At 42.7% G+C, this 24,120-nt stretch carries 24 protein-coding genes; 22 read left to right on the top strand and 2 right to left on the bottom strand.

Going from position 1 to position 24,120, the window contains the following annotated elements; genetic code table 11:
• Positions 1-124 precede the first annotated feature (124 nt).
• The 17 genes from H8716_RS01055 to H8716_RS00975 all read left to right on the top strand — a co-directional run bounded on the left by H8716_RS01055 (position 125) and on the right by H8716_RS00975 (position 17,056).
• Positions 125-769 carry a YigZ family protein gene (locus H8716_RS01055; protein WP_249306627.1) on the top strand — a complete coding sequence of 215 codons (645 nt, stop codon included), beginning with the start codon at positions 125-127 and terminating at the stop codon, positions 767-769.
• 72 nt (positions 770-841) lie between these two features.
• Positions 842-1,657: a glutamate racemase gene (gene murI / locus H8716_RS01050; protein ID WP_249306626.1), complete on the top strand. Its 816-nt coding sequence runs from the start codon at positions 842-844 to the stop codon at positions 1,655-1,657.
• A gap of 12 nt (positions 1,658-1,669) precedes the next feature.
• Positions 1,670-2,113, top strand: coding sequence for a DUF1934 domain-containing protein (locus H8716_RS01045; RefSeq protein WP_249306625.1), 444 nt, complete (start codon positions 1,670-1,672; stop codon positions 2,111-2,113).
• Between the two features lie 17 nt (positions 2,114-2,130).
• Positions 2,131-3,399, top strand: coding sequence for a dihydroorotase (locus H8716_RS01040; RefSeq protein ID WP_249306624.1), 1,269 nt, complete (start codon positions 2,131-2,133; stop codon positions 3,397-3,399).
• Between the two features lie 24 nt (positions 3,400-3,423).
• Positions 3,424-4,143, top strand: coding sequence for a dihydroorotate dehydrogenase electron transfer subunit (locus H8716_RS01035; protein WP_249306623.1), 720 nt, complete (start codon positions 3,424-3,426; stop codon positions 4,141-4,143).
• Positions 4,136-5,041, top strand: a complete 906-nt coding sequence (locus H8716_RS01030) for a dihydroorotate dehydrogenase (protein WP_249306622.1) — start codon at positions 4,136-4,138, stop codon at positions 5,039-5,041. Before H8716_RS01035 ends, H8716_RS01030 begins: the two co-directional genes overlap by 8 nt.
• Before the next feature lie 257 nt (positions 5,042-5,298).
• Entirely contained in the window at positions 5,299-6,159 is an 861-nt protein-coding gene (locus H8716_RS01025) for a substrate-binding domain-containing protein (RefSeq protein WP_330606402.1), read from the top strand.
• Positions 6,160-6,186: 27 nt separating this feature from the next.
• Positions 6,187-7,050, top strand: coding sequence for a phosphate ABC transporter permease subunit PstC (gene pstC, locus H8716_RS01020; RefSeq protein WP_249306621.1), 864 nt, complete (start codon positions 6,187-6,189; stop codon positions 7,048-7,050).
• A gap of 2 nt (positions 7,051-7,052) precedes the next feature.
• Positions 7,053-7,898, top strand: a complete 846-nt coding sequence (gene pstA / locus H8716_RS01015) for a phosphate ABC transporter permease PstA (protein ID WP_249306620.1) — start codon at positions 7,053-7,055, stop codon at positions 7,896-7,898.
• A 15-nt stretch (positions 7,899-7,913) separates the two neighbouring features.
• On the top strand, positions 7,914-8,663 hold the full coding sequence (gene pstB / locus H8716_RS01010; protein WP_249306619.1) for a phosphate ABC transporter ATP-binding protein PstB: 750 nt from the start codon (positions 7,914-7,916) through the stop codon (positions 8,661-8,663).
• Position 8,664: 1 nt separating this feature from the next.
• Entirely contained in the window at positions 8,665-9,321 is a 657-nt protein-coding gene (gene phoU, locus H8716_RS01005; RefSeq protein ID WP_249306618.1) for a phosphate signaling complex protein PhoU, read from the top strand.
• Between the two features lie 108 nt (positions 9,322-9,429).
• Positions 9,430-9,642: a hypothetical protein gene (locus tag H8716_RS01000; RefSeq protein ID WP_249306617.1), complete on the top strand. Its 213-nt coding sequence runs from the start codon at positions 9,430-9,432 to the stop codon at positions 9,640-9,642.
• 197 nt (positions 9,643-9,839) lie between these two features.
• Positions 9,840-11,867 (top strand): diguanylate cyclase domain-containing protein, encoded by a 2,028-nt coding sequence (locus H8716_RS00995; RefSeq protein ID WP_249306616.1) that lies wholly within the window; start codon positions 9,840-9,842, stop codon positions 11,865-11,867.
• Between the two features lie 67 nt (positions 11,868-11,934).
• Positions 11,935-13,623 carry a hypothetical protein gene (locus H8716_RS00990; protein WP_249306615.1) on the top strand — a complete coding sequence of 563 codons (1,689 nt, stop codon included), beginning with the start codon at positions 11,935-11,937 and terminating at the stop codon, positions 13,621-13,623.
• 25 nt (positions 13,624-13,648) lie between these two features.
• The gene (locus tag H8716_RS00985) at positions 13,649-15,346 is read left to right on the top strand and encodes a hypothetical protein (protein WP_249306614.1); all 1,698 of its coding nucleotides are present in this window, start codon (positions 13,649-13,651) and stop codon (positions 15,344-15,346) included.
• A gap of 22 nt (positions 15,347-15,368) precedes the next feature.
• The gene (locus H8716_RS00980; RefSeq protein WP_249306613.1) at positions 15,369-15,839 is read left to right on the top strand and encodes an HD domain-containing protein; all 471 of its coding nucleotides are present in this window, start codon (positions 15,369-15,371) and stop codon (positions 15,837-15,839) included.
• A gap of 14 nt (positions 15,840-15,853) precedes the next feature.
• Positions 15,854-17,056: a class I SAM-dependent rRNA methyltransferase gene (locus H8716_RS00975; protein ID WP_249306612.1), complete on the top strand. Its 1,203-nt coding sequence runs from the start codon at positions 15,854-15,856 to the stop codon at positions 17,054-17,056.
• A 470-nt stretch (positions 17,057-17,526) separates the two neighbouring features.
• Here the strand turns inward: H8716_RS00975 and H8716_RS00970 are convergent, their stop codons facing one another.
• Both H8716_RS00970 and H8716_RS00965 read right to left on the bottom strand, forming a co-directional pair.
• A complete protein-coding gene (locus H8716_RS00970; protein ID WP_249306611.1) occupies positions 17,527-18,168 on the bottom strand; it encodes an SdpI family protein in 642 nt (213 codons plus the stop codon).
• Positions 18,169-18,172: 4 nt separating this feature from the next.
• On the bottom strand, positions 18,173-18,436 hold the full coding sequence (locus tag H8716_RS00965) for an autorepressor SdpR family transcription factor (RefSeq protein ID WP_249306610.1): 264 nt from the start codon (positions 18,434-18,436) through the stop codon (positions 18,173-18,175).
• A 265-nt stretch (positions 18,437-18,701) separates the two neighbouring features.
• Here H8716_RS00965 and H8716_RS00960 point away from each other — a divergent pair, with 265 nt between their 5' ends.
• From H8716_RS00960 to H8716_RS00940, 5 genes are all read left to right on the top strand, one after another.
• Positions 18,702-20,243, top strand: coding sequence for an ABC transporter substrate-binding protein (locus H8716_RS00960; protein ID WP_249306609.1), 1,542 nt, complete (start codon positions 18,702-18,704; stop codon positions 20,241-20,243).
• Positions 20,244-20,310: 67 nt separating this feature from the next.
• A complete protein-coding gene (locus H8716_RS00955) occupies positions 20,311-21,321 on the top strand; it encodes an ABC transporter ATP-binding protein (RefSeq protein WP_249306608.1) in 1,011 nt (336 codons plus the stop codon).
• The gene (locus H8716_RS00950; protein WP_283242895.1) at positions 21,318-22,235 is read left to right on the top strand and encodes an ATP-binding cassette domain-containing protein; all 918 of its coding nucleotides are present in this window, start codon (positions 21,318-21,320) and stop codon (positions 22,233-22,235) included. Before H8716_RS00955 ends, H8716_RS00950 begins: the two co-directional genes overlap by 4 nt.
• Positions 22,232-23,236 carry an ABC transporter permease gene (locus tag H8716_RS00945; protein ID WP_249306607.1) on the top strand — a complete coding sequence of 335 codons (1,005 nt, stop codon included), beginning with the start codon at positions 22,232-22,234 and terminating at the stop codon, positions 23,234-23,236. Before H8716_RS00950 ends, H8716_RS00945 begins: the two co-directional genes overlap by 4 nt.
• Entirely contained in the window at positions 23,233-24,120 is an 888-nt protein-coding gene (locus tag H8716_RS00940; protein WP_249306606.1) for an ABC transporter permease, read from the top strand. Before H8716_RS00945 ends, H8716_RS00940 begins: the two co-directional genes overlap by 4 nt.

Below are 24,120 nucleotides of genomic sequence, written 5' to 3'. Positions count from 1 at the left end.
ATACAGATAAAAAAAAGAGCCAGAAGGAATCTGGCAAAATCACGACCGGGTCTGTTCCAGAGAGAAAAAGTATGATAAAATAACCAGAGCATATAGAAATGAAAGTAACATTTTAGGAGATTACATGGGAACAAAGATCGTATATGAAGGCGGAGAAGGGGAGCTGATTGAGAAAAAGTCCCGTTTTATTGCAACAGTAAAACCGGTGGATTCAGAGGATGAGGCACTGGAATTTATTGCAGGATTAAAAAAGAAATACTGGAATGCCACACACAACTGTTTTGCTTTTGTGATTGGAGAGCGGCAGGAGATACAAAGGTGCAGTGATGACGGAGAGCCGCAGGGAACGGCGGGGCGACCGATGCTAGATGTACTTCTGGGAGAAGACGTGCATAATGTGGCAGTAGTGGTAACCAGATATTTTGGAGGAACACTGCTGGGAACAGGAGGTCTGGTAAGGGCTTATTCCAGAAGTGTGCAGGAAGGTCTGAAACAAAGCATCATCATCGAAAAGACGAAGGGCAGCAGAATCACTATCCGGACAGACTACAATGGCGTGGGGAAACTGCAGTATTTGCTGGGACAGAGAGGAATCCCAATCATAGATTCCCAGTATACGGACGTGGTAAAATTACAGCTTCTTGTGGAAGAGGAAAAGATCACAGAATTAAAAGAAGCAGTGACAGAAGCCACCAGTGGCAAGGCTGGATGGGAGGAAGAGAAGAATCTGTCTTTTGCATTTATCGAGAAAGAACCGGTGATCTTCTGACCATGGTTGAATTTTTTCAGGGGGTGCAGTATACTGTAACTACTCTGTAAATCAGAAAGGTGACTATTTAAAATGGAAAAAGACAAACCAATTGGGGTATTTGATTCTGGTATTGGCGGTCTGACTGTGGTGCGGGAAATTATGAGAAATATTCCAAACGAGCGTATTATTTATTTTGGTGATACGGCAAGACTCCCATATGGAAATAAATCAAAAGAGACCATCATACGGTTTTCCAGACAGATTGTTCATTTCCTTCAGACCCAGGATGTGAAGGCACTGGTGATAGCCTGTAATACAGCAAGTGCACTGGCGTTGGAAGAGATGCAGAAGGAAGTGGATATTCCGATCATTGGCGTGGTAAAACCGGGAGCCAAGGTTGCGTGTAAGACAACAAAGAATAACCGGATCGGTGTAATTGCCACAAAGGGAACCATTGCCAGCGGACTGTATACGGATTTTATTCATCAGATCAAGCCACAGGCTGAGGTGATTGGCAAAGCATGTCCGCTGTTTGTACCACTGGTAGAGGAAGGCTGGAGAAAGGATCCGGTGACCAGAGAAGTGGCAGCCCGTTATCTGGAGGAACTGAAGGATAAAGATATCGATACATTGATTTTGGGATGTACCCATTATCCGTTACTCCGCTCCATGATCGGGGAACTGATGGGTGAAAAGGTGACACTGGTGAATCCGGCATATGAGACAGCACTTCAGCTTCACGAATTGCTGAATGAGTATGAAATTGCCAGTGACAGTGTACCGGAAGGGGAGAATCCGTATGAGTTCTTTGTCAGTGATGCGGCAGAGAGTTTCCGTGATTTTGCCAATGCCATTCTGCCGATTGATATTGACAGGGCGAAGAAGATTAACATAGAAGAGTATTAGGAAGGAAGTAATATGACAGAAGAAGTTCTGGTAAGTGTAAAAGGCATGCAGATGATGACCGATGATCAGGATGAGGTGGAGATCGTCACCCATGGCAAGTACCTGAAAAAAGGTAATAAGCACTATATCACCTATGAAGAGGTAGTAGAGGGGATGGACGGGAAGATTCAGAATCTGATCAAGCTGGATGAGCATGGCATGGAAGTCACCAAAAAAGGACTGACCAATGTGCATATGATTTTTGAAAAAGACAAAAAGAACATGACCTGCTACAGTACTCCGTTTGGCAATCTGATGGTGGGGATCTCAGCTACCAATATTGATGTGAATACCACAGAGGAGAACATTGATATCGAAGTACGCTATATTCTGGATCTGAACTATGAACATATGGCAGACTGTACGATTAATTTGAATATCAAGTCAAAGAACAATCAGGAGTTTCATCTGAGTTAGAGAACGGGAGAAGACAGATGTTTGTTATTAAAAATGTGAGAATTCTGGATCCGGCATCCGCAACAGATATGACAGGAGATATTGGGATCGAGAATGGGAAGATTACGGCAATTGGAACAGTGGAGACGAAGGCAGAGGATCAGGTACTGGATGGAAAGGGACTGGTGGCATCACCGGGACTGGTGGATACCCATGTACATTTTCGTGATCCGGGACTGACTTATAAAGAAGATATCTACAGTGGTGCCCATGCAGCGGCGGCCGGAGGCTTTACCTCTGTAGTCTGCATGGCAAATACGAAACCGGTTGCTGATAATGTGGATACGGTTTCGTATATTGTGGACAAAGGAAAGAAAACGAATATCCATGTTTATGCCACAGCAGCAGTGACGAAAGCCTTTGACGGGAAGAATCTGACGGATTTCAGAGACCTGCTGAAGGCAGGTGCTGTAGGATTCACAGATGACGGTATTCCAATTAAAGACGCCAAGACGGTGAAGGCAGCCATGGAACTGGCAGCAGAGCTGGATGTTCCGATCAGTCTTCATGAAGAGGACCCAGATCTGATTGAGCGCCCGGGCGTGAATCAGGGAAAAGTATCAGAAAAGCTGAATTATGGAGGTGCACCGGCAAGATCTGAGTATGAAATGGTACGAAGAGACTGTGAGCTGACCCTTCAGACTCGTGCCAAGACGGTTATTCAGCATATCAGCAGCGCAGAGTCTGTGGAAGCAGTGCGTCAGTGCTGGAGAAGAGGCGGAAGAATTTATGGAGAAGTCACACCGCAGCATTTTTCAGCGACAGAAGATCTGGTACTGGAAAAGGGAGCACTGGCAAGGGTGAACCCGCCGCTTCGTACGGAAGCAGACCGGCGGGCAATTATCGAAGGATTAAAAGACGGTACCTTAAATATCATTGCAACCGACCATGCACCTCACAGCAGAGAGGAAAAAGCAAAGGATATCAAAGATGCACCAAGCGGTATGATCGGTCTGGAAACGTCACTGGCACTGGGGATCACGAATCTGGTAAAGACAGGAGAACTGGAACTGATCGATCTGCTAGAGAAGATGACAATTAATCCGGCGATGTTATATCATCTGAATGCAGGACGTGTTACAGAAGGAGGACCAGCGGATCTTGTACTCTTTGATCCGGATAAGAAATGGACGGTAGAAGATCATTTTTATTCTAAGGCGAATAACTCACCGTTTATCGGTATGGAACTGACCGGGAAGGTGCAGTATACCATCTGTGGCGGTAAGATTGTGTATCAGGCAGGATAAGTCAGTTAAGGGAGAAAGTATAGAATGGGAAAAATACTCAGTAATCAGAAAGTGGATCAGGATTTTTTCCTGATGAAGGCAGAACAGGACAATGATGCCCGTATGGGACAGTTTTATATGCTCCGTGCATGGGATACCTATCCGGTATTATCCAGACCGATCAGTGTATTTGATGCAGATGAAAAGAGCGTCAGCTTTTTATATAAAGTAATCGGAAAAGGAACAAAGCTGTTATCAGAACTGGAAGCAGGAGCAGAGATCACATTGGACGGACCTCACGGCAACGGATTCCCGGAACTTGCGGGAAAGAAGAAGATTGCCCTTGTGGGAGGTGGCGTTGGAATTGCACCGCTTTTCCTTGCGGCGAAGACCTACAAGGCAGCAGACCCGGAAGTGCAGGTAGATGTATATCTGGGCTTTTCAGGAGAACCGATTCTCATTGAGGAATACAAGGCAGTTGCAGACAATGTGATTGTTAACGTAGGCGGTTTTGTAACGGATGATATCAATCCATGTGATTATGATGCCATCTGTACCTGTGGACCTGGCATTATGATGAAGGTATTATATGAAAAATGTCAGAAAGTGGGTGCAACAGCGCCTCTGTATGTATCTATGGAGAACCGCATGGCATGCGGAATCGGAGCCTGTCTGGTATGCACCTGCAAGACCAGTGGAGGCAATAAGAAGGTCTGCAAGGACGGACCGGTATTTTTAGGAAGCGAGGTGTTTGGCAATGAGTAGCAGACTGAAGACGACATTTGCCGGAGTAGAGTTCAAGAATCCGGTGGTACTTGCTTCCGGAACCTGTGGATTTGGAAGAGAATTAAATGAATATTTTGATATTGAACGTCTGGGAGGCTTATGCTCCAAGGGACTTCTGGAGCATCCTCATGGCGGAAATGACGGGATTCGTATCTGGGAGACACCAAGCGGTATTATGAACAGTGTAGGTCTGGAGAATCCAGGTGTAGATGCCTTTATTGAAAAGGATCTGGACTGGATCAATCAGAAGAATCTGGTAAATATTGTGAATCTGGGCGGTCATTCCATCGAAGATTACCTGAAGGGAATGGAGAAACTAAATCAGGTGGATCTGGATATTCTGGAACTGAATATTTCCTGTCCGAATGTAAAAAGCGGCGGAATGAATTTTGGAACCAAGACAGAGGTAGCGAGAGAGATCGTGCGGAAGATCCGTGAGATATGCCGTCACAAGCTGGTGGTAAAATTATCTCCAAATGCAGAAGACATCGTATCTCTGGCAAAAATGTGCGAAGAAGAAGGGGCAGATGGTGTATCCCTGACCAACACCTTCCTTGCCATGGCAATTGATCTGCAGAAAAAGAAACCGGTATTTAATAATACATATGCCGGACTTTCCGGTCCTGCCATTAAGCCGATTGCCCTGCGTATGGTACATCAGGTCAGCCATGCAGTAAACATCCCGGTTATGGGACTGGGAGGCATCACCACCTGGCAGGACGCCATCGAATTCATCATGGCAGGCGCTACAGTAATTCAGGTAGGTACCGCTACTTTTATGAAGCCAGATATCAGCATGGATATCATAGACGGAATGGAAAAATATCTGGAAGATAACGGATACGAAAGTATAGAAGAGATTCGAGGAATCATCTAGCCATTGGGAATGAACGATGGCGGAGCACTGGTACATAATTAGTTGAAGTAACCATAACAGACACTCAGATGAAAAAAGAGTACTTTTTCGTCTGGGTGTTTTTTACTGCAAACTTACATATTTTTTACATTCAGATGGTAATGAATTTTACATTCCACTGATAATATAACTGGCGTAGGGTGATTGAGAGAAAAGAAAAAACAAAAAGAAAAATAAAAAACTAAAAATAGAGACCCTGCAGAAAGAGGATAATCATTATGAAAAAAATAGCAGTGATGGCTTTAGCAGCAGTAATGGCAACAGGAATGGCAGTGCCAACTATGGCAGCAGACCTTGGCAGTGATCCAATTACTGTAGTATCCAGAGAGGATGGATCCGGTACAAGAGGAGCTTTCATTGAACTGTTTGGTGTAGAAGAAAAAGATGCAGATGGCAATAAAGTAGATAACACAACAGAAGAAGCAGAAATTACAAATAATACAGCAGTTATGATGTCTACCGTAGCAGGCAATGTGGATGCCATCGGTTATATCTCCCTTGGATCTTTAAATGACAGCGTGAAAGCAGTTAAGATCGATGGAGTAGAAGCAACAGCAGAAAACATCAAATCCGGAGAATATAAAGTATCCAGACCATTCAACATTGCAACCAACGGAGAAGTGAGTGATGTGGCTCAGGATTTCATTGATTACATCTTAAGCCCGGAAGGACAGGCAGTAGTAGAAGAGAACGGATATATTGCTGTTGATTCAACAGAAGCAGAGTTTACACAGCCAGAAGGAAAAGTAGTAGTAGCAGGTTCTTCTTCTGTAACACCGGTTATGGAAAAATTAAAAGAAGCTTACGCAGAAGTAAATCCAAATGCTGAGATCGAGATTCAGCAGAGTGATTCCACCACAGGTATGACATCCGCAATCGACGGTATCTGCGACATCGGAATGGCATCCAGAGATCTGAAAGACGAAGAACTGGAAGCAGGTCTTACCGCTACCACAATCGCAAACGATGGTATTGCAATTATTGTAAATAATGATAACCCGACAGATGATCTTACAACAGACCAGGTAAAGAACATTTATGTAGGTGAAGTAACCACATGGGGAGATCTGGCAAAATAAGGATCCCGGATAAATAGGAGCAGTTGTATGAAGTCAAACTTTAAAGAACTGATAATGCAGGCGGTATTTTTCATTGCCGCCTGTGCTTCTGTACTGGCAGTAGTGCTGATTTGTGTATTTTTGTTTGCAAACGGTCTGCCGGCTATGGGAAAAATCGGTGTATTCAAATTCTTACTTGGAACAAAATGGAAACCGGGAAATGATATCTTTGGTATCTTCCCAATGATTCTCGGAAGTATCTATGTAACCGCCGGAGCGATTGTGATCGGTGTACCGGTGGGTATTCTTACTTCTGTATTTATGGCAGAGTATTGCCCAAAGAAAATCTACAGACCTCTGAAGATGGCAACTGAACTTCTTGCAGGAATTCCTTCTATTGTATATGGATTCTTCGGACTGGTGGTACTGGTTCCGGTAATCCGTACTTTATTCCAGGGAAAAACCAATGGAAGCAGTATTTTAACATCTTCTATTCTTCTTGGCATGATGATTCTGCCAACCATCATCGGAGTAACAGAAAGTTCTCTGCGTACCGTATCGAGAGCTTATTTTGAAGGAGCACTGGCTCTGGGAGCAACAAAAGAACGCAGTATTTTTACTGTAATGATTCCTGCAGCAAAGTCCGGTATCATGGCAGGTGTGGTTCTGGGAATCGGGCGTGCCATTGGTGAAACAATGGCAGTTATGATGGTAGCAGGAAATCAGGCACGAGTGCCAAACAGTATTTTACAGGGAGTACGAACCCTGACCACTAACATCGTTCTGGAAATGGGTTATGCAACCGGACTTCACAGAGAAGCACTGATTGCTACGGCAGTAGTACTGTTTATCTTTATTCTGATTATTAACTTTACCATTGCCTGTCTGAACAACCGGAAAGGGGATGCATAAACATGAATTTGAAAAAATATAAAGGCCATACCGGATCACTGATTCTTGTGATTCTGGTTATGCTGGCAGCTGTGATCACCTTTTCTGTATTACTGTTTCTGATCGCTTACATTCTGATCAAAGGGGTACCACATCTGAAGCCGTCTCTGTTTGCATGGGAGTATACTTCGGATAATGTATCCATGATGCCGGCCATTATTAATACCCTTATTATGACCCTGGTATCTCTGGTAATTGCCGTACCGTTTGGTATTTTCTCTGCCATCTATCTGGTAGAGTATGCGAAACGGGGCAACAAATTTGTGAAAGTGATCCGTTTGACTACAGAGACACTTTCCGGAATACCTTCTATTGTATACGGTCTGTTTGGCTTCCTGTTTTTTGTTACTTATTTGAAATGGGGTAACTCCATACTGGCTGGTGCATTTACTCTGGCGATTATGATTCTGCCACTGATTATGAGAACTACAGAAGAGGCTTTAAAATCCGTACCGGATTCTTACAGGGAAGGAAGTTTTGGACTGGGGGCTGGAAAGCTGCGAACAGTATTCAGCGTGATCCTGCCGACCGCAATCCCTGGTATTCTGGCAGGTGTGATTCTGGCAGTTGGACGAATTGTGGGAGAGACGGCGGCCCTCATCTATACAGCGGGAACTGTGGCGCAGGTTCCGCACAGCCTGTCCGGACTGATGGGATCAGGACGTACTCTGGCAGTACATATGTATAACTTATCCAGTGAGGGTCTTCATGTAGATGAATCCTATGCCACAGCGGTCATCCTTCTGATACTGGTAGTAGCAATCAACAGCCTGTCTGGATTGGTGGCAAAGAAACTGGCGAAAAGCTGACGGGAGAAATAGAGAATGAACAAGATTGAGATAAAAAATATGAACCTGTATTATTCAGATTTTCATGCATTAAAAGATGTCAATCTGGATATTGAACCGAATAAAATTACAGCATTTATCGGACCGTCCGGATGTGGAAAGTCCACGCTGTTAAAATCCCTGAACCGTATGAATGATTTGGTGGAGGGCTGCCGGATCGAAGGGAATATCCGCCTGGACGGAGAGGATATCTACGGAAATATGGATGTAAACCTGTTAAGAAAACGAGTGGGAATGGTGTTCCAGAAAGCGAATCCTTTTCCAATGAGTATATATGATAATATTGCTTACGGGCCGCGTACCCATGGAATTCGTTCAAAGGAAAAGCTGGATGATATCGTAGAAAAATCCCTGCGTGACGCAGCAATCTGGGAAGAGACCAAGGATCGTCTGAAAAAGAGCGCCCTGGGTATGTCCGGCGGCCAGCAGCAGAGACTTTGTATTGCCAGAGCACTGGCTGTACAGCCGGAAGTACTGCTGATGGATGAACCTACTTCTGCACTGGATCCGATCTCCACATCTAAGATTGAAGATCTGGCACTGGAACTGAAGAAGAACTATACCATTGTTATTGTAACTCACAATATGCAGCAGGCAGTACGTATATCAGACAATACCGCATTTTTCCTTTTGGGAGAGATGGTAGAATATGGAAACACTCAGAAACTGTTCTCCAAGCCATTTGATAAGAGAACAGAAGATTATATCACAGGAAGGTTTGGTTGATATGAGAGATTATTATAACAAGCAGTTATCAGAACTGGAAAAGATGATGTGCAATATGGGGCAGATGATTGAAACAGCCATTGAGGATGCCATGACAGCACTTCTGGAAAAAGATCAGGAAAAAGCAAAAGAGATCATTCAGAATGATGAAAAGGTAGACCATCAACAGAAAAAAATTGAAGATCTCTGTATGCAGCTGTTGTTATCCCAGCAGCCGGTGGCTACTGATCTGAGACAGATCTCATCTGCCATTAAGATGGTGACCGATATGGAGCGCATCGGGGATCATGCAGCAGATATATCAGAGATCACCCTGCAGCTGACACAGTCCGGCTATCCACATGATCTTACAGAAGTGAAGAAAATGGCAAAAGAGACGATCAATATGCTGAAGGACAGTCTGGATGCATATATTGAGAAAAATGCCCAGAAGGCAGTAAAAGTCATCCACCAGGATGATGTAGTAGACGACTATTTCTCCCGAATCAAGAAAGAGATCATTCGTCAGATCAATGAAAGCAGCGAAGGCGGAGAACAGGAAGCAGACCTTCTGATGATCATCAAATATCTGGAACGAATCGGGGATCATGCCACCAACATTGCAGAGTGGGTACTGTTTTATATTACCGGAGAGCATCCGGATGTAAGTCAGCTGTAGCAGATGGCATTTTTACCACAAACTTACATACATTTTACATAAAGCGGATAATGAACTTTACATAGCACTGTTAGAATATAGGTAAAGTTAAAGGATTGGCAGGCGAGTATGAGATTTATGTATGAATTAATGCAGGAAAAAGGAAAAATGTCAAAAGAAAGTGCAGCATTTCTGACAGTGGCACTGATGCTGAGCATGGTATCATTGCTGACGGCAATTGTGATTAGCATGATTGGATTATGGGGATATGCAGATACTATTATTTCACTTGAGGTTCTGATAGGCGGACTGGCATCCCTCCTCTGGATCCTGAATCTTTAAGACAGAATAAAAAAGAAAAGAGAATCCATTATGACAGATGTAGTCATACATGGATTCTTTTTTTGGTGCAGAGCAGAACGGAAATGTGATAAAAAAACTAATTTTTTGCGGAATAAATTGAAAAAAATGTATAATTATGTTAAGATATGAAAAATGTCATATGTTAAAATTGACAAAAAATATCTGAGGTGAGTTCAATGGAGAACAGTACGCAGAAATCGCTGGGAGTTCTGATTGGCGGCGTTCATACCTATTTCCCAAAGGAGCTTATAAGGGGAATATCAAAAGAGGCAGAAAAAGAGAGCGTTAACATATTTTATTTTCTGGGAATGCAGACGAAGGTTTTTTTGAAACAGGCGCTGGGAGAGGAAAGTAATGCATTTTATGATTATCAGTTCAATACGATCTATGATTATTGCAGGATCGCAGGAGTGAAGGGGGTCATAATCAATTACGGTACGATCGGTACTTATTTCAAAGATGGTAACTCGACTGCGTTTGCACGGAGATATAATAATCTGCCGGTGGTGTTTTTGACAGATAGAGTGGACTTGCCCAACTGCTATTCCATCATATCAGATAATTATCAGGGACTGCACACAGCAGTTGAGCACCTGATTGAGGAACATAGATGCAGGAAGATACTGTTTGTAAAGGGGCCGGAAGGCAACACAGATGCCCACGAGCGTTTTCAGGGATATCTGGATGCCATGAGTGCCCATGGATTAAGGGTAGAACCAAAGATGATCGCACCAGGAGACTACTCAGAGTTCATAGATGCTAACGTAGAGCGGCTTCTGGATGAAAATCCTGATGCAGATGCCATTGCATTTGCCAATGATGAGATGGCATTTTCAGGATGCAGAGTCTGTAAGAGAAGAGGACTGCGTGTAGGCAAAGACATTTTTATAACTGGTTACGATAACAGTGAGCTGTCACTGCGAACGGATCCTCCGCTGACAACGGTATTGCAGGATGGACGTTCTATGGGTAAGCTGGCTGTTCAGAATATGCTCCGCATTCTGGATGGAGAAGAAGTACCATTCTGTCGGTATCCGACCAGGCTGGTCGTAAGAGAATCCTGCGGATGCAAGGGTAAAAAGCCTAAAGAAGAAGAGAAGAATTATTTCAATGAAGAAGGGGCAGCAGAAGAGATCCAGAGACTTCGTCATGAGATTGCAGAGAAACAGCAGGAATTTATAGATTTTCAGAGAAATTCCTGGCTGATTCCGCTGATGGTAAGGGAACTGAATGAGACCGTGGATGATGAGAGAGGATTCTGTCTGCGTATTATGGATGCCATGAAGACGTTGGGAGTACCGAACAGTTATCTGTTTTTGCTGGATCTGCCGATTAATTATAACGGAGAAGATGAATGGGTATGTCCGGACAATCTGCGTCTGGCAGCCTATTGCAGAAAAGAACAGACTTATGCGTATTCTTTGCTGGAACGGCCACTGGTGACAGAGGAAAATGGTATCGCACATATGACGGATGATGGAGAGATTCATCAGTTTATGGTATATCTTCTGTTTTCAGGGGAGCGGCAGTACGGTCTTCTGGTATGTGATGTTCCGGTGAAAGATCTTTCTTTCTATTATGTAGTCAGCCTGCAGATTGGTTTTGCACTGCATAACTATGAATTGAATAAGATCGAGGCATTGCACCGCCAGCAGATGTTTCAGGATATGGAACGAATCAGGGAGAAGAACCGGGAACTGGATATGAAGTCTGCCTATGATCAGCTTACCGGGCTGCTGAATCTGCGTGGATTTATGGACCGGGCAAATAAACTGTGTGAAGAAGGAGAATCCAGAAAGGCACACTTGTTATATGGTGATCTGGATCATTTGAAAGAGATCAATGATACCTGGGGACATGCAGAAGGAAATTTTGCCATCCGGTCATGCGCAGATATTTTGAAAAGCTGTATCCGGGGAAGTGATATGATAGCCAGAATAGGCGGAGATGAATTTTCCTGTCTTGTATTTTCGGAGAAGGAAGGATTCGAAAATATTCTGAAGAATCGTATTGTTGAAGCATGTAAGCAGTTTAATGAGACTTCCGGGAAACCATATTACGTGGAAATTTCTGTAGGAATTAAAACCTTTCAGATGGAATGCTACGAAGACTTGCATCTGGCAACTATCAGCGCAGATCAGGATTTGTATGAAGCGAAGAAAACACGTAAAAAATCCATCAAAAAGAAAAATAATGAGTTGTAATTTGCGTCAAAACCAGATATGATAAATAACTGGAAACGGACAAGTAAAGTAAAAAAGGAAAGCGTAAATGAAAAACTTGAAACAATGGCTGCACAGGCAGACCAGTACCGTCTGGTTTGCCTGTGTTTTTAATCTGACGGTGCTCGTTCTGATGTTACTGATTCTCAGACCGGGGTATGAGACAAACGATGATATCAGTATTTCCATGATTGCAAATGGGGCATGGGGTGTAAGAGATATGCATGTGATCTGCCAGAATTATCTGTTGGGAAAGCTGTATAATCTTTTTTATACAGTTGGACATGGCATGATTCCCTGGTATGCGGTTCTTCAGTATACCTTTGTATTTTCTGCACTGACTACAGTGACCTGTGTTCTGTTTCGCAGACTGCAAAGTGAACAGGCCTTTCTGGTGAATGGAATTCTGCTGCTGTACTTTGGATATGAATGTTATATCCGTATGCAGTATACCAAGACCGCTGGAATTATGCTGGGTGCAGGCGCATTTCTTCTTTTTTATGAAATGGAGAAGGAAAAGATTAGATGGAAAGCAGTGGTATGGGGAATCTTACTGGCAGTGACCGGTTCGCTCTACCGGTTTGAGGAGACGGCGGTCTGCTGTGTACTGATTGCCGGTATCGGTCTGTATTTCCTGCTGAATCTGAAACAGTGGGGAGAACAGAAAAGGAAGCGTCTGCTGACGATGCTTGGAGTGTTTGGACTGACGGGGATACTTATGGTGGGATGCGAACTGATGGATCAGCGGCTCTACGCTTCAGATCCTGACTGGGATGCATTTATGCAGTATAATGAGTATCGAAGTAATCTAACAGATTACAGTATTCCGGCTTTTGCTGATTTTGAGGAAGAATACAAGGAGATGGGGATCAGTAAGACTGCCTACAAGATCTTTCGTACCGGTCTGAATTTCTATGATCCGGATGTATATTCCTTAGATACCTTAAAGAAGATGGATGAACTGCGTCCGCGGAACAATCTCAGCAGGGCACTGGCAGAGAATTTCCTGAAGGAATTCCCGGTAGGATATGTGAAGATAACCGTCTTTCTTGGATTTTTGCTGTTGGCTTTCTTATGGCTGTTCTGGAGGAAATCAGAGAAGCAGGTATGGCTGGTGGCTGCCTATGAGATCCTGGCTATGGGTCTGATTGATTTCTATCTTTATTATGAAGGACGCTATCTGGAGAACCGGGTAGAAGTAGGAATGTGGTTTGCAATATCCCTTGTTGTGATATGGTGTTTGGATTCCGCAAAGATGCATCTGAACAGACAGCTGGTGCTGATAGCACTGGGATGTCTTTTGATAGCGAATCAGAGTACCTGGAAGAGCAGATGGAGAGGCTTATCAGAACAGGAAGTACGCGATCAGAAGTATTTAAGAGAAGGATTTGAGGATATTGTCAGTGTGGATCCGGATGGTCTGTATCTTGCCAAGCTTGGAACCATTACGTATACCGGATATGGAATGTTTTCACCGGTTCCGGAAGGAACATTTGAAAATGTGGTCTGGTATGGCGGATGGGAAATGGGAAATCCACTGTGGGTAGATAAGATGGCTGAGTATCATGTGACAAATCCGTATCGGGATCTGATTGATCAGGAACATGTATATATTGTAGATGATAAGATAAATCTTACATTGAAGTATATCAAAGAATACTATCAGAAAGATGTAGAAGCAGAACTGGTAAAAGAATCAACTTATCTGAAAGTATATCGGATCAAGACAAAATCCTGAATAATTAGCTGAGAGGAAGTAAAAGGTGAAAAAATTCAAAGAATGGCTGGACAGGCAGACCGGAACCGTCTGGTTTGCCTGCCTTTTAAATATTGTGATACTGGCAGTGATGCTGTTATTTTTAAAACCGGGATATGAGACGAATGATGATATCAGTGTGTCAATGATTGCGAATGGCTCATGGGGAACAGGAAATGCTCATGTAATCTGCCAGAACTATTTAATGGGATTGCTGTATACTGTTTTTTATCGTATAGGGCATGGTGTGATACCGTGGTATCCGATTTTGCAGTATGCATTTTTACTGGCAGCATTTTCCACAGTAACTTATGTCATATTTCAGAAGCTGAAAAGTGAACAGGCAATGTTGATGAGCAGTATACTGCTGATTTATTTTGGATATGAATGTTATATCCGGATGCAGTATAGTAAGACAGCGGGTGTAATGCTGGTTGCAGGAGCATTGATTTTGTACTATGAAATAGAAAAGGAAAAGACCCGATGGTATGGGATTTTATGGGGAATCCTGCTGGGCTTTACCGGTTCATTGTATCGATTTGAAGAAACTGCAATCTGTTGTATTCTGATGGCAGGAATCGGAATTTATTTTCTTCTGGATGCCAGACGCTGGGGTGTACAGATGAAGAAGAAACTGATACTTCTTTTTAGCAGTTTTATTTTCATGGGGGCGTTGATGGTTGGCGCAGAACTGTTTGATCAGTATATTTATGCCTCAGATCCTAAGTGGGATGCTTTCATGAAGTATAATAACTGCAGAAGTGATCTGACAGATTACAGCAGACCGGATTATGAAGAAAATAAAGCATTGTATAACGAGCTTGGAATCACGAAGACAGCATACAGTATATTAGAGGAAGGTCTCAATTTTGGAGATCCGGACGTATTCTCACTGGAGACTTTGGAAAAACTGGATGCGCTCAGACCGAAAAATACGTTAAGTAAAGCACTGGTAATCAATTTTCTGAAAGAATATCCGATTGGATATTCCGGTATGACGGTATTCTTCTGTTTCCTGATGGTTGCCTTTTTATGGTTGTTCTGGGGAGAAAAGAACAAAAAAGTCTGGATCGTTGTGGCTTATGAAATTCTGGCAATGGGAATGATTGATTTTTATTTGTATTATTCCGGGCGTTATCTTAAGAATAGAGTAGAAGCTGCTTTGTGGTTTGCGATTTCTCTGACTGCGATCTGGTTTTACCAAAAAAAGAAGATTCAGATCAGTAAAAAAACAGCATTCGTTGCAGTAATGGGACTTTTGATTGTCAATCAGAGAGACTGGAAAGGCCATTGGAGAGTGTTTACAAAACAACAGAGTATTGATCAGAAATATCTTCAGGGGTTGTATGAGGATGTCCGGGCGATAGATCCGGATGGATTATATCTGGCGAAGATCGAGACGATATCCTATACTTTTTATGATATGTTGGATAGCATTCCTCAGGGAACTTTTGAGAATGTGATTTGGTACGGCGGATGGGAGATGGAAAATCCGATCTGGAAAGCGAAACTGGCGGAGTATAATATAGAAAATCCATACCGCGATCTGATTAATAAGGAACATGTATACCTGGTAGATCACAAAATTGACTTGACACTGCAATATATCAGGGAATACTATGATGAAAACGTTGAAGCAGAAAAGCTGCAGGATAACGGACGCTGGCCAGTCTATCGTTTGGTGAGCAAGAAAAGTTCTACCTGAACTGGGAAGGAAGTCAAAAAGAATGTTTCAGAAATGGAAAGACAGAAGGGCACACTGGGATGAGATGGTTCATGTGAAGGGGGCTAATATTCTGGAATCTTCCAATATGCAGAAAGAAAAGAAGTTCATGCAGCATGGGAAAGTATCTGTGTATTCTCATTCTGTAAAAGTGGCAGTACTCAGTTTATTTTTAGCAGAATTGTTCCGTGTAAAAGTGAATCGGGATGCCATGATGCGGGGCGCATTGCTCCATGATTATTTTCTTTATGACTGGCATGAAAAGGATGCCAGTCATAGATGGCATGGATTTTCCCATGCACAAACAGCACTGAAAAATGCCAGGAAGGATTTTGAATTAGGTGAGATTGAGCAGGATGTGATTCAGAAACACATGTTTCCCCTGAATTTAAAGCCGCCTAAATATAAAGAAAGTGTGCTGGTATGTGTAGCAGATAAAATCAGTGCACTGGATGAGACAATTCGCAAGAGATAGATGGGAGAGTACAGATGAGCAATACAATTGTGACTTTGAAAAAAGGAGAAGGACGAACTATCAAGTCAGGTGGTTTGTGGATTTATGATAATGAGATTGCTACGATTACAGGAACTTTTAAAAATGGAGATATCGTGATCGTGCATGATTTTGACGGCTATCCGATGGGACGGGGATTCATCAATCAGAATTCCAAGATCCGTATCCGGATGATGACACGGAAAGCTGATCAGGAAGTGAATGAGGAATTCCTGCGTATGAGAGTGAAGAATGCATGGGAATACCGTAAGAATACCGTGGATACTTCAAGCTGTCGAGTGATCTTTGGAGAAGCAGATTTCCTGCCGGGACTGGTCGTAGATAAATATGAAAATGTACTGGTAGTACAGTGTCTGGCACTTGGTATGGAGCAGATGAAAGAGACCATTGTTCGCCTGTTAAAAGAAGTGATGGCTGAAGATGGAATACAGATCACCGGAGTCTATGAGCGCAGTGATGCGAAAGAACGTAAAAAAGAAGGCATGCAGCAAGTAAAAGCCTTTATAGGACCGGAATTCGATACCAATGTAGAGATCACAGAAAATGGTGTGAAATACCTGGTGGATGTGAAAGACGGACAGAAGACAGGTTTCTTCCTGGATCAGAAGTACAACCGGCTGGCTATCCAGAGAATCTGCAAGGATAAACGTGTTCTGGACTGTTTCACCCATATGGGAACCTTTGCTTTAAATGCCGGAATCGCCGGTGCAAAGGAAGTTACCGGACTGGATATCTCTGAGTATGCAGTACAGCAGGCAACGGAAAACGCAGTGCGCAATGGACTGCAGGATACTGTGAAATTCCGCGCGGCAGATGTCTTTGATGAACTGCCGAAACTGGAAGCAGCAGGGGAGAAGTATGATGTCGTCATTCTGGATCCACCGGCATTTACCAAAGCGAAAAATACCATCAAAAATGCCATGAAAGGGTATCGGGAGATCAACATCCGCGGCATGAAACTGGTGAAAGACGGTGGCTATCTGGCAACCTGCTCCTGTTCTCATTATATGGACTACGAGAATTTCACAAAAGTGATACATCAGGCGGCCGTCAGTGCCCATAAACGCCTGCGCCAGGTGGAATTCCGCACCCAGGCAGCAGACCATCCGATTCTGTGGTCCGCAGATGAATCCTATTATCTTAAATTCTACATCTTCCAGGTGGTGGATGAGAAGTAAATATAATATGAAAAATGGGATGTGTTTTGGAGTTACATCCCATTCCTAAATTTATCCTTGCAAATGAGCAAGGTGTGACTTATAATCAGATTAGAAACAATCAAAGGATAGTGCTTGTCTGATGATTGTCACTGAAAACAAATTGCAGTAACTTGACGTGAGGCTATTTCCTATTGGCGTAGGAGATAGCCATTCTTCTTATTTCTTAAAGTGATTGTCAAGGTATGTAAGTATCGTAAAAATCACAAGAACCAGTGTTAACACTTCAATAGTATTCATAATACATACCTCCTTTCCGTTTCCAGAAAGGCAATCACCAGACTATCCCTACAATGTTTCATCTGACTGAGTATATGATATCATATATTGTATGACGAAGCAACATAATAAAAGAAGAGATATTCAAGTGTCAGTAATTGACAGATGAATATCTCTTTTAAACATACTAAATAAAATATTTTATGAGTTGATCAGATCCCTTTCTTATACAGAAAAAAGGAATATCCATATGGTATGGTAAGCAGTGCAGCAATGATTATAAATAAAATGACATCGGAATCTACAAAGGCATTGATGATCATTGCCAGTCCTGCAAGGACGAATATCCGGGAACTGACACGGTGGGTTCTGTTCCAGTTTTCTTCACTGAACAGTGTCCATGGGATGCGGATACCAGTACTGTAGTTTTGTTTTACCTTTGTAAGATAATTTCCAATGATCATGAGCATGACTCCGATGATTAGATAAACAATCATAGAGATGTTTACATTGATGCCAAGAGCAATGGCATAGCTGGAACATATGACTACCGGGGAAAGAACTGCCATGAACCAGATTAATGACCGGATCAGTTTTGAACTGATATTTTTGCGTCTGGGATCAGTACTGATGATCAGAAAACAGAACCACATCATTGCAAACAGGAAGATTGGAAGACCAAAGACAGCAGTGGGCTTATTACTCCATCCATCCGGTACGTTTCCGGTGGAAAAATGGGTTGGAATCTGTACAGGGAGATTATTCCATAGAATCAGTCCTATCATTATCGGACTCAGAGAAAGCAGACTGCCAAACAGCAGTGACCATTTATATTTTTTTATCATATTCAGCATGATATCATTCTCCTTTCAGATCTTTCAGCCACAGAAGAAGTTCCTCTACAACTGAAGTATTTAATTCATAATAAACATAATTCTTAACTTTTGTCTCCCATACAAGATCTGCTTTTTTCAGAATTTTCAAGTGGTAGGAGACAGTAGCACCAGTCATATCAAAATGGCTGCCAATTTCTCCGGCGGACAGCCTGCCGGATTTCAGAAGCTGCAAGATTTCCCGGCGCACAGGATCTGACAGCGCTTTAAAGGTATCTGCAAAAGCCATCACATTCCTCCTTTCAAAAACTAGTTAGAAATATTTCTAAATATAATATATACGGATGTGTATGAGAAGTCAACAAGTATTTAGAAAAATATCTAAATAGTGACCAGTTGAAATTGTTGCACCAGAAAAGAAAAAAGATATTCCAAAATGGAATATCACAAGCAAAAATGGAATGGCTATATATCCCCCAGAGGGGCTTATACAAAGCAGCTTTGTCTGGTATGATAGGTCTTGCGTAACAAACAAAAATGCGGGGGAACAAGATATGAAAAAAAGAATGCTTAAAATTGCCGGATTATTTATGGCTTTATCATTGGTTAGTGCAGGGGCTGCAATGACCGTATCTGCGGAAGGAGAAACACTGGTTTACGGTAGTGGTGATTATACCAGAATCAATCCTGCAATGGATGAACATGGAGAGATCAACATCCTGATCTTTAACGGATTGACAGGACATGACGGAGATAACCAGGTAGTTCCGGCACTGGCTGAGAGCTGGGAATTTGACGAAAAAACTAATACTTATACATTCCATATGGTGGAAGATGCAAAGTGGCAGGATGGAGAACCTGTGACAGCGGAAGACGTGAAGTTCACTATCGAAGCAATTATGGATCCGGAAAACGGTTCTGAAAACGCACCAAACTATGAAGATATTCAGGAAATTACAGTAATTGATGATCATACGATCGCATTTAAGCTGGATGCTCCAAACGTGGCATTCCTGGATTACATGACGATGGCAGTCCTTCCAAAACATTTGTTGGAAGGTGAAGATATGCAGACTTCTGATTTCTTCCGTAATCCAATCGGAACAGGCCCATACAAACTGGAATCCTGGGAAGAAGGACAGGCAATTACCCTGACCAAAAATGAAGATTACTTCAAGGGCGAACCAAACATTGATACTATTGTATTTAAAGTAGTTCCGGATGATAATGCGAAAGCATTGCAGCTGAAATCCCAGGAACTGGATCTGGCACTTCTGACTCCAAAGGATGCTGCTACATTTGTGGACGATGATGCATATACCTGCTATGATATGAAGACTGCTGATTATCGTGGAATCATGTTCAACTTTGGAAATGAATACTGGCAGAAAAACAGAGATCTGATCCCGGCAGTATGTTATGGACTGGATCGTCAGGCTATCATCGATGCAGTGCTGTTAGGACAGGGAATGGAAGCATATGGACCGCTTCAGAGAAATATTTATAACAATGAAGATGTAGAACATTATGACTACAATCCGGAAAAGGCAAAAGAAGTACTGGAAGCTGCCGGATGTGAAATGGGAGATGACGGTTTCTATTACCGTGATGGAGAAAAGGTCGGTTTTGTCATCAGTGTGAGTTCAGGAGATCAGGTGCGTATCGATATGGCACAGATCGCAGCACAGGAACTGAAAGAAATCGGCATGGATGTAACAGTTGAGATTCCGGCACAGACAGACTGGGCAGGACAGATGGCATTCCTGATTGGATGGGGAAGTCCATTTGATGCGGATGATCATACCTACAAAGTATTTGGTACAGATAAGGGAGCAAACTACTCCAGCTATTCCAATGAAAAGGTAGATGAATATCTGACAGAGGCCAGAGAGTCCAGTGATCCGGAAGTCAGAGCAGAAGCTTATGACAAGTTCCAGGTAGAACTGGCAAATGATCCGGCGTATGCATTTATCTGCTATATTGATGCAAACTATGTGGCAGACAGCGATATTCACGGAATTGATCCGGATACCATTATGGGACATCACGGAGTTGGTATTTTCTGGAATGTAGCAGATTGGACAATAGAAGAATAAAAAGTCAGAAAGTGTGATGGGGGCACAGTTTGTGCCCCTTTTTCGCACGATCAGAAAAAGGACAAAAATGGAACAATTATTAGAAGTAAAAAATCTTTCCGTCAGTATTGACGGTCTTGCCGGAGAAGTGCAGGTAGTGCGAGATGTTTCTTTTTCTCTGAAAAAAGGAGAAGTATTGGCCATCGTAGGAGAGTCCGGATGTGGAAAAAGTATGCTTTGTAAAAGTGTAATGAAACTCCTTCCACCAAGTGCCAGAATTACAAACGGAAGCATAAGCGTTTGCGGACAGGATATTACCGGGTATCGGGAAAAAGAAATGCAGAATTTAAGAGGAAAAACTTTTTCCATGATCTTTCAGGATCCCATGACGGCGTTGAACCCAACGATAAAAATCGGAAAGCAGATTGCGGAGGCAGTCATCATCCACAATAAAAAAAGCTCCAAAGAAGAGGTATATCAGAAAGTTCTGGAACTGATGGAACTGGTAGGAATCACTCATCCAAAAGAGAGATATCATCAGTATCCGTGGCAGTTTTCCGGTGGAATGCGTCAAAGATGTGTCATGGCCATTGCGCTGGCGGCAGATCCAGATATTTTATTTGCCGATGAGCCGACCACAGCCCTGGATGTAACGATTCAGGCTCAGATTCTGGATCTTCTGCGGGAAATACAAATGAAACTAGGGACAGCGACGATATTGGTATCCCATGATCTTGGTGTAGTAGCCAGAGTGGCAGATCGGGTGGCTGTGATGTATGCAGGAAAAATCGTAGAGATCGGTACAGCGGAAGAAGTCTATTATGATCCAAGACATCCTTATACCTGGGGGTTGATGAAGTCGCTTCCGGCCTTCGCAAGGGGAAAAGAAAGCTTATATACAATACCAGGAATGCCACCGACACTGATTAATCCACCAAAAGGTGATGCATATGCCTGCAGAAATGAATATGCCTTGAATATTGATTATGAGGAAATGCCTCCGATGTTTCAGATCACAGATACTCATTATGCAGCTACCTGGCTGTTGGATCCGAGAGCACCGAAGATAGAATCTCCGATAGGAGGACGAAAACATTGAAAAACGAAGTACTTATAGATGTTAAACACCTCACCCATCTATTTCAGCTGACAAAAAAAATGAAAGTCCGTGCAGTGGATGATGTCTCTTTTCAGATTCGTAAGGGAGAAATTTTTGGACTGGTGGGAGAATCCGGTTCCGGAAAATCTACGGTAGCCAGATGTCTTATGAATATTTATCAGCCTACAAAGGGGGAGATCTGGTATCATGATGTCAATGTCTGTGATAAAAAAGAGGCACGAAAAAATAAAAAGATGCTGCAGACCAGACGGCAGATGATTTTTCAGGATTCTGCCTCCAGTCTGAATCAGAAGATGAAAGTAGCAGATATCATAGCAGAACCTATGAAAATTCAGCACGTTACACCGAAAAGAGGAAGTTTTCGAAAAGAAGCTGCTTTTCAGATGGAATATGTGGGATTAGATGAAAGTTTTCTGGATCGGTATCCTTCCGAATTATCGGGAGGGCAGCGCCAGCGCGTAGCCATTGCCAGATCTTTAAGTATGGAACCGGAATTTCTGGCGGCAGATGAACCGATTGCTTCCTTAGATGTGTCCATACAGGCACAGATTGTAAATCTGTTTCGTCATTTGCAGCAGGAACATGGATTTACTTTTTTGTTTATTGCCCATGATCTTGCAATGGTAGAATACCTGTGTGATCGGGTAGGAGTAATGTATCACGGTAAACTGGTAGAAATGGCAGATGCAGAAGAATTGTTTGCCAATCCGGTACATCCTTATACGCAGACTTTATTATCAGCAATACCTGTTCCGGATCCGATCCGGGAAAGAAAAAGAGTTTTGCGGACATACGATGGAGAAGAACTGGAAAACAGTGAATGGACAGAAATCACTCCTGGACATTTTGTACTGCTCCCACATAGCGAGTCCGGGAAAGGAGTGCAGTCATGAAACAGAAGAAGATGGCATATTACGGGAAAAAAATACTGATTTTTATCTTTTCCGTACTGATATTGTCGATTACTGTATTTTACGTAGCCCGCCTGGCTCCGGGAGATCCATTGGTTTCTTATTATGGAGAACGATCAGAGAAAATGAGTCCGGAAGAACGGGAATGGGCCATGGAAAAAATGGGACTAAATGACCCGATATCTGTGCAATACATAAAATGGGCGAAAAATGCCCTGCATGGAGATTTTGGGATTTCTTTTAAATATAAGCAGGATGTGACAGAAGTTATCGGAGGAAGAATCGGTAATACGCTGATTCTTGGAGGAATCGGATTTCTGTGCATATTTGGAGGATCCTTACTGTTGGGAATTCTTTGTGCCTGGCAGGAAGATAAGCTGACAGACCGGATTTTGTGTAAACTTGGCACTATATCCAGTTGTATTCCGGAATTCTGGATCGCACTGGTATTAATTCTGATCTTTTCTGTAAATTTAAGGATTTTGCCGAGCAGTGGTGCGTACAGTACAGGAAAAGCAGGGGATATCGGTGACAGAGTTATCCACCTGGTGATGCCTCTGGCAATCGTAATTCTGGAACATCTATGGTATTACGCATATATGATTCGAAATAAGATTCTGGAAGAGGTAAGAGCAGATTATGTGCTGCTGGCAAAAGCAAAGGGATTAAATAAGAAAAAAATTATGTTTCATCATTGTATACGAAATGTAATGCCGGCATATCTCAGTATTATGGCGATTGCGGTGCCTCATATATTGGGGGGAACTTATGTGGTAGAGAGTGTATTTTCCTATCCGGGAATTGGAGCACTGTCTTATGAAAGTGCCAGATATCATGATTACAATTTACTGATGCTGCTGTGCATGATGTCAGGAATTCTGGTAATTTTCTGTAATATTGTCAGTCAGACCATTAATGAACAGATTGATCCACGAATGAGAGCGGAAGAGATTACAGAGCAGTCGGAGGTGGTAGAACAATGACAGAGAAAGCGTTTGAACTGGCTGGTATCCGGAAAATGGAAGTGACAGTTCCGGAGAAAAAGAAAAAATGGCATCAGGGAAAACCAATTGTTTCAATTGCTATACTGCTTCTTATTATACTGGGGTGCATATTTGCAGAATGCATTATGACAAAAGATCCTGCCTATATGGATTTGCTGAATTATAACAAAGCGCCGGACAGAGAGTTTTTATTTGGAACAGATACGATGGGGAGAGATATATTCTCCATGATCTGGTACGGAGGACGAATCTCGTTAATGATAGGAGGACTTGCGACGGTAATTTCCACACTGCTGGCAGTTATCATCGGAGCGTTCAGTGGAATGGCACCAGCCTGGCTAGATGAAGCAATTATGCGTTTTACAGAAATTTTCTTAAGTATACCATCACTGCTTTTGATTATCTTATTACAGGCAATTATGGGAAATGCAACAGTGCTTAGTTTATCTCTCGTAATTGGAGTGACCAGCTGGACCAGTATTGCGAAAGTGGTACGTACCGAAGTGCGTCAGATTCGAAACAGTGAGTTTGTGATTGCATCCAGATGTATGGGTGGCAGCTTCTTTCATATATTATGGAAGCATCTGACGCCAAACTTTTTCTCTGCGATTATGTTCATGGTTATCATGAATGTGAGAACAGCCATGATGTCAGAAGCAACCTTAAGCTTTATGGGAATAGGACTTCCGGTGGAGATTATTACCTGGGGAAGTATGCTGTCCCTGGCTGAAAAGGCCCTGATGACAGGCTCCTGGTGGATTATACTGATACCGGGGGTATTCCTGGTGGTAACAGTACTTTGTCTGACGAACATAGGAAATGCCTGCAGACAGCAGGCAAATCGAAAAGAAAGTAACTTGTAA

Source organism: Jingyaoa shaoxingensis, from assembly GCF_014385005.1.
GTDB classification, from domain to species: domain Bacteria; phylum Bacillota; class Clostridia; order Lachnospirales; family Lachnospiraceae; genus Marvinbryantia; species Marvinbryantia shaoxingensis.
The sequence above is the reverse complement of the archived record's forward strand: the minus strand, read 5'-3'. Positions and strand labels throughout refer to the sequence as shown.

Bases quoted from the DNA above. Each gene is read 5' to 3' on its own strand.
- H8716_RS01055 (WP_249306627.1), top strand. From the start codon at position 125: ATGGGAACAAAGATCGTATATGAAGGCGGAGAAGGGGAGCTGATTGAG.
- murI (WP_249306626.1), top strand. From the start codon at position 842: ATGGAAAAAGACAAACCAATTGGGGTATTTGATTCTGGTATTGGCGGT.
- H8716_RS01045 (WP_249306625.1), top strand. From the start codon at position 1,670: ATGACAGAAGAAGTTCTGGTAAGTGTAAAAGGCATGCAGATGATGACC.
- H8716_RS01040 (WP_249306624.1), top strand. From the start codon at position 2,131: ATGTTTGTTATTAAAAATGTGAGAATTCTGGATCCGGCATCCGCAACA.
- H8716_RS01035 (WP_249306623.1), top strand. From the start codon at position 3,424: ATGGGAAAAATACTCAGTAATCAGAAAGTGGATCAGGATTTTTTCCTG.
- H8716_RS01030 (WP_249306622.1), top strand. From the start codon at position 4,136: ATGAGTAGCAGACTGAAGACGACATTTGCCGGAGTAGAGTTCAAGAAT.
- H8716_RS01025 (WP_330606402.1), top strand. From the start codon at position 5,299: ATGAAAAAAATAGCAGTGATGGCTTTAGCAGCAGTAATGGCAACAGGA.
- pstC (WP_249306621.1), top strand. From the start codon at position 6,187: ATGAAGTCAAACTTTAAAGAACTGATAATGCAGGCGGTATTTTTCATT.
- pstA (WP_249306620.1), top strand. From the start codon at position 7,053: ATGAATTTGAAAAAATATAAAGGCCATACCGGATCACTGATTCTTGTG.
- pstB (WP_249306619.1), top strand. From the start codon at position 7,914: ATGAACAAGATTGAGATAAAAAATATGAACCTGTATTATTCAGATTTT.
- phoU (WP_249306618.1), top strand. From the start codon at position 8,665: ATGAGAGATTATTATAACAAGCAGTTATCAGAACTGGAAAAGATGATG.
- H8716_RS01000 (WP_249306617.1), top strand. From the start codon at position 9,430: ATGAGATTTATGTATGAATTAATGCAGGAAAAAGGAAAAATGTCAAAA.
- H8716_RS00995 (WP_249306616.1), top strand. From the start codon at position 9,840: ATGGAGAACAGTACGCAGAAATCGCTGGGAGTTCTGATTGGCGGCGTT.
- H8716_RS00990 (WP_249306615.1), top strand. From the start codon at position 11,935: ATGAAAAACTTGAAACAATGGCTGCACAGGCAGACCAGTACCGTCTGG.
- H8716_RS00980 (WP_249306613.1), top strand. From the start codon at position 15,369: ATGTTTCAGAAATGGAAAGACAGAAGGGCACACTGGGATGAGATGGTT.
- H8716_RS00975 (WP_249306612.1), top strand. From the start codon at position 15,854: ATGAGCAATACAATTGTGACTTTGAAAAAAGGAGAAGGACGAACTATC.
- H8716_RS00970 (WP_249306611.1), bottom strand. From the start codon at position 18,168: ATGCTGAATATGATAAAAAAATATAAATGGTCACTGCTGTTTGGCAGT.
- H8716_RS00965 (WP_249306610.1), bottom strand. From the start codon at position 18,436: ATGGCTTTTGCAGATACCTTTAAAGCGCTGTCAGATCCTGTGCGCCGG.
- H8716_RS00960 (WP_249306609.1), top strand. From the start codon at position 18,702: ATGAAAAAAAGAATGCTTAAAATTGCCGGATTATTTATGGCTTTATCA.
- H8716_RS00955 (WP_249306608.1), top strand. From the start codon at position 20,311: ATGGAACAATTATTAGAAGTAAAAAATCTTTCCGTCAGTATTGACGGT.
- H8716_RS00945 (WP_249306607.1), top strand. From the start codon at position 22,232: ATGAAACAGAAGAAGATGGCATATTACGGGAAAAAAATACTGATTTTT.
- H8716_RS00940 (WP_249306606.1), top strand. From the start codon at position 23,233: ATGACAGAGAAAGCGTTTGAACTGGCTGGTATCCGGAAAATGGAAGTG.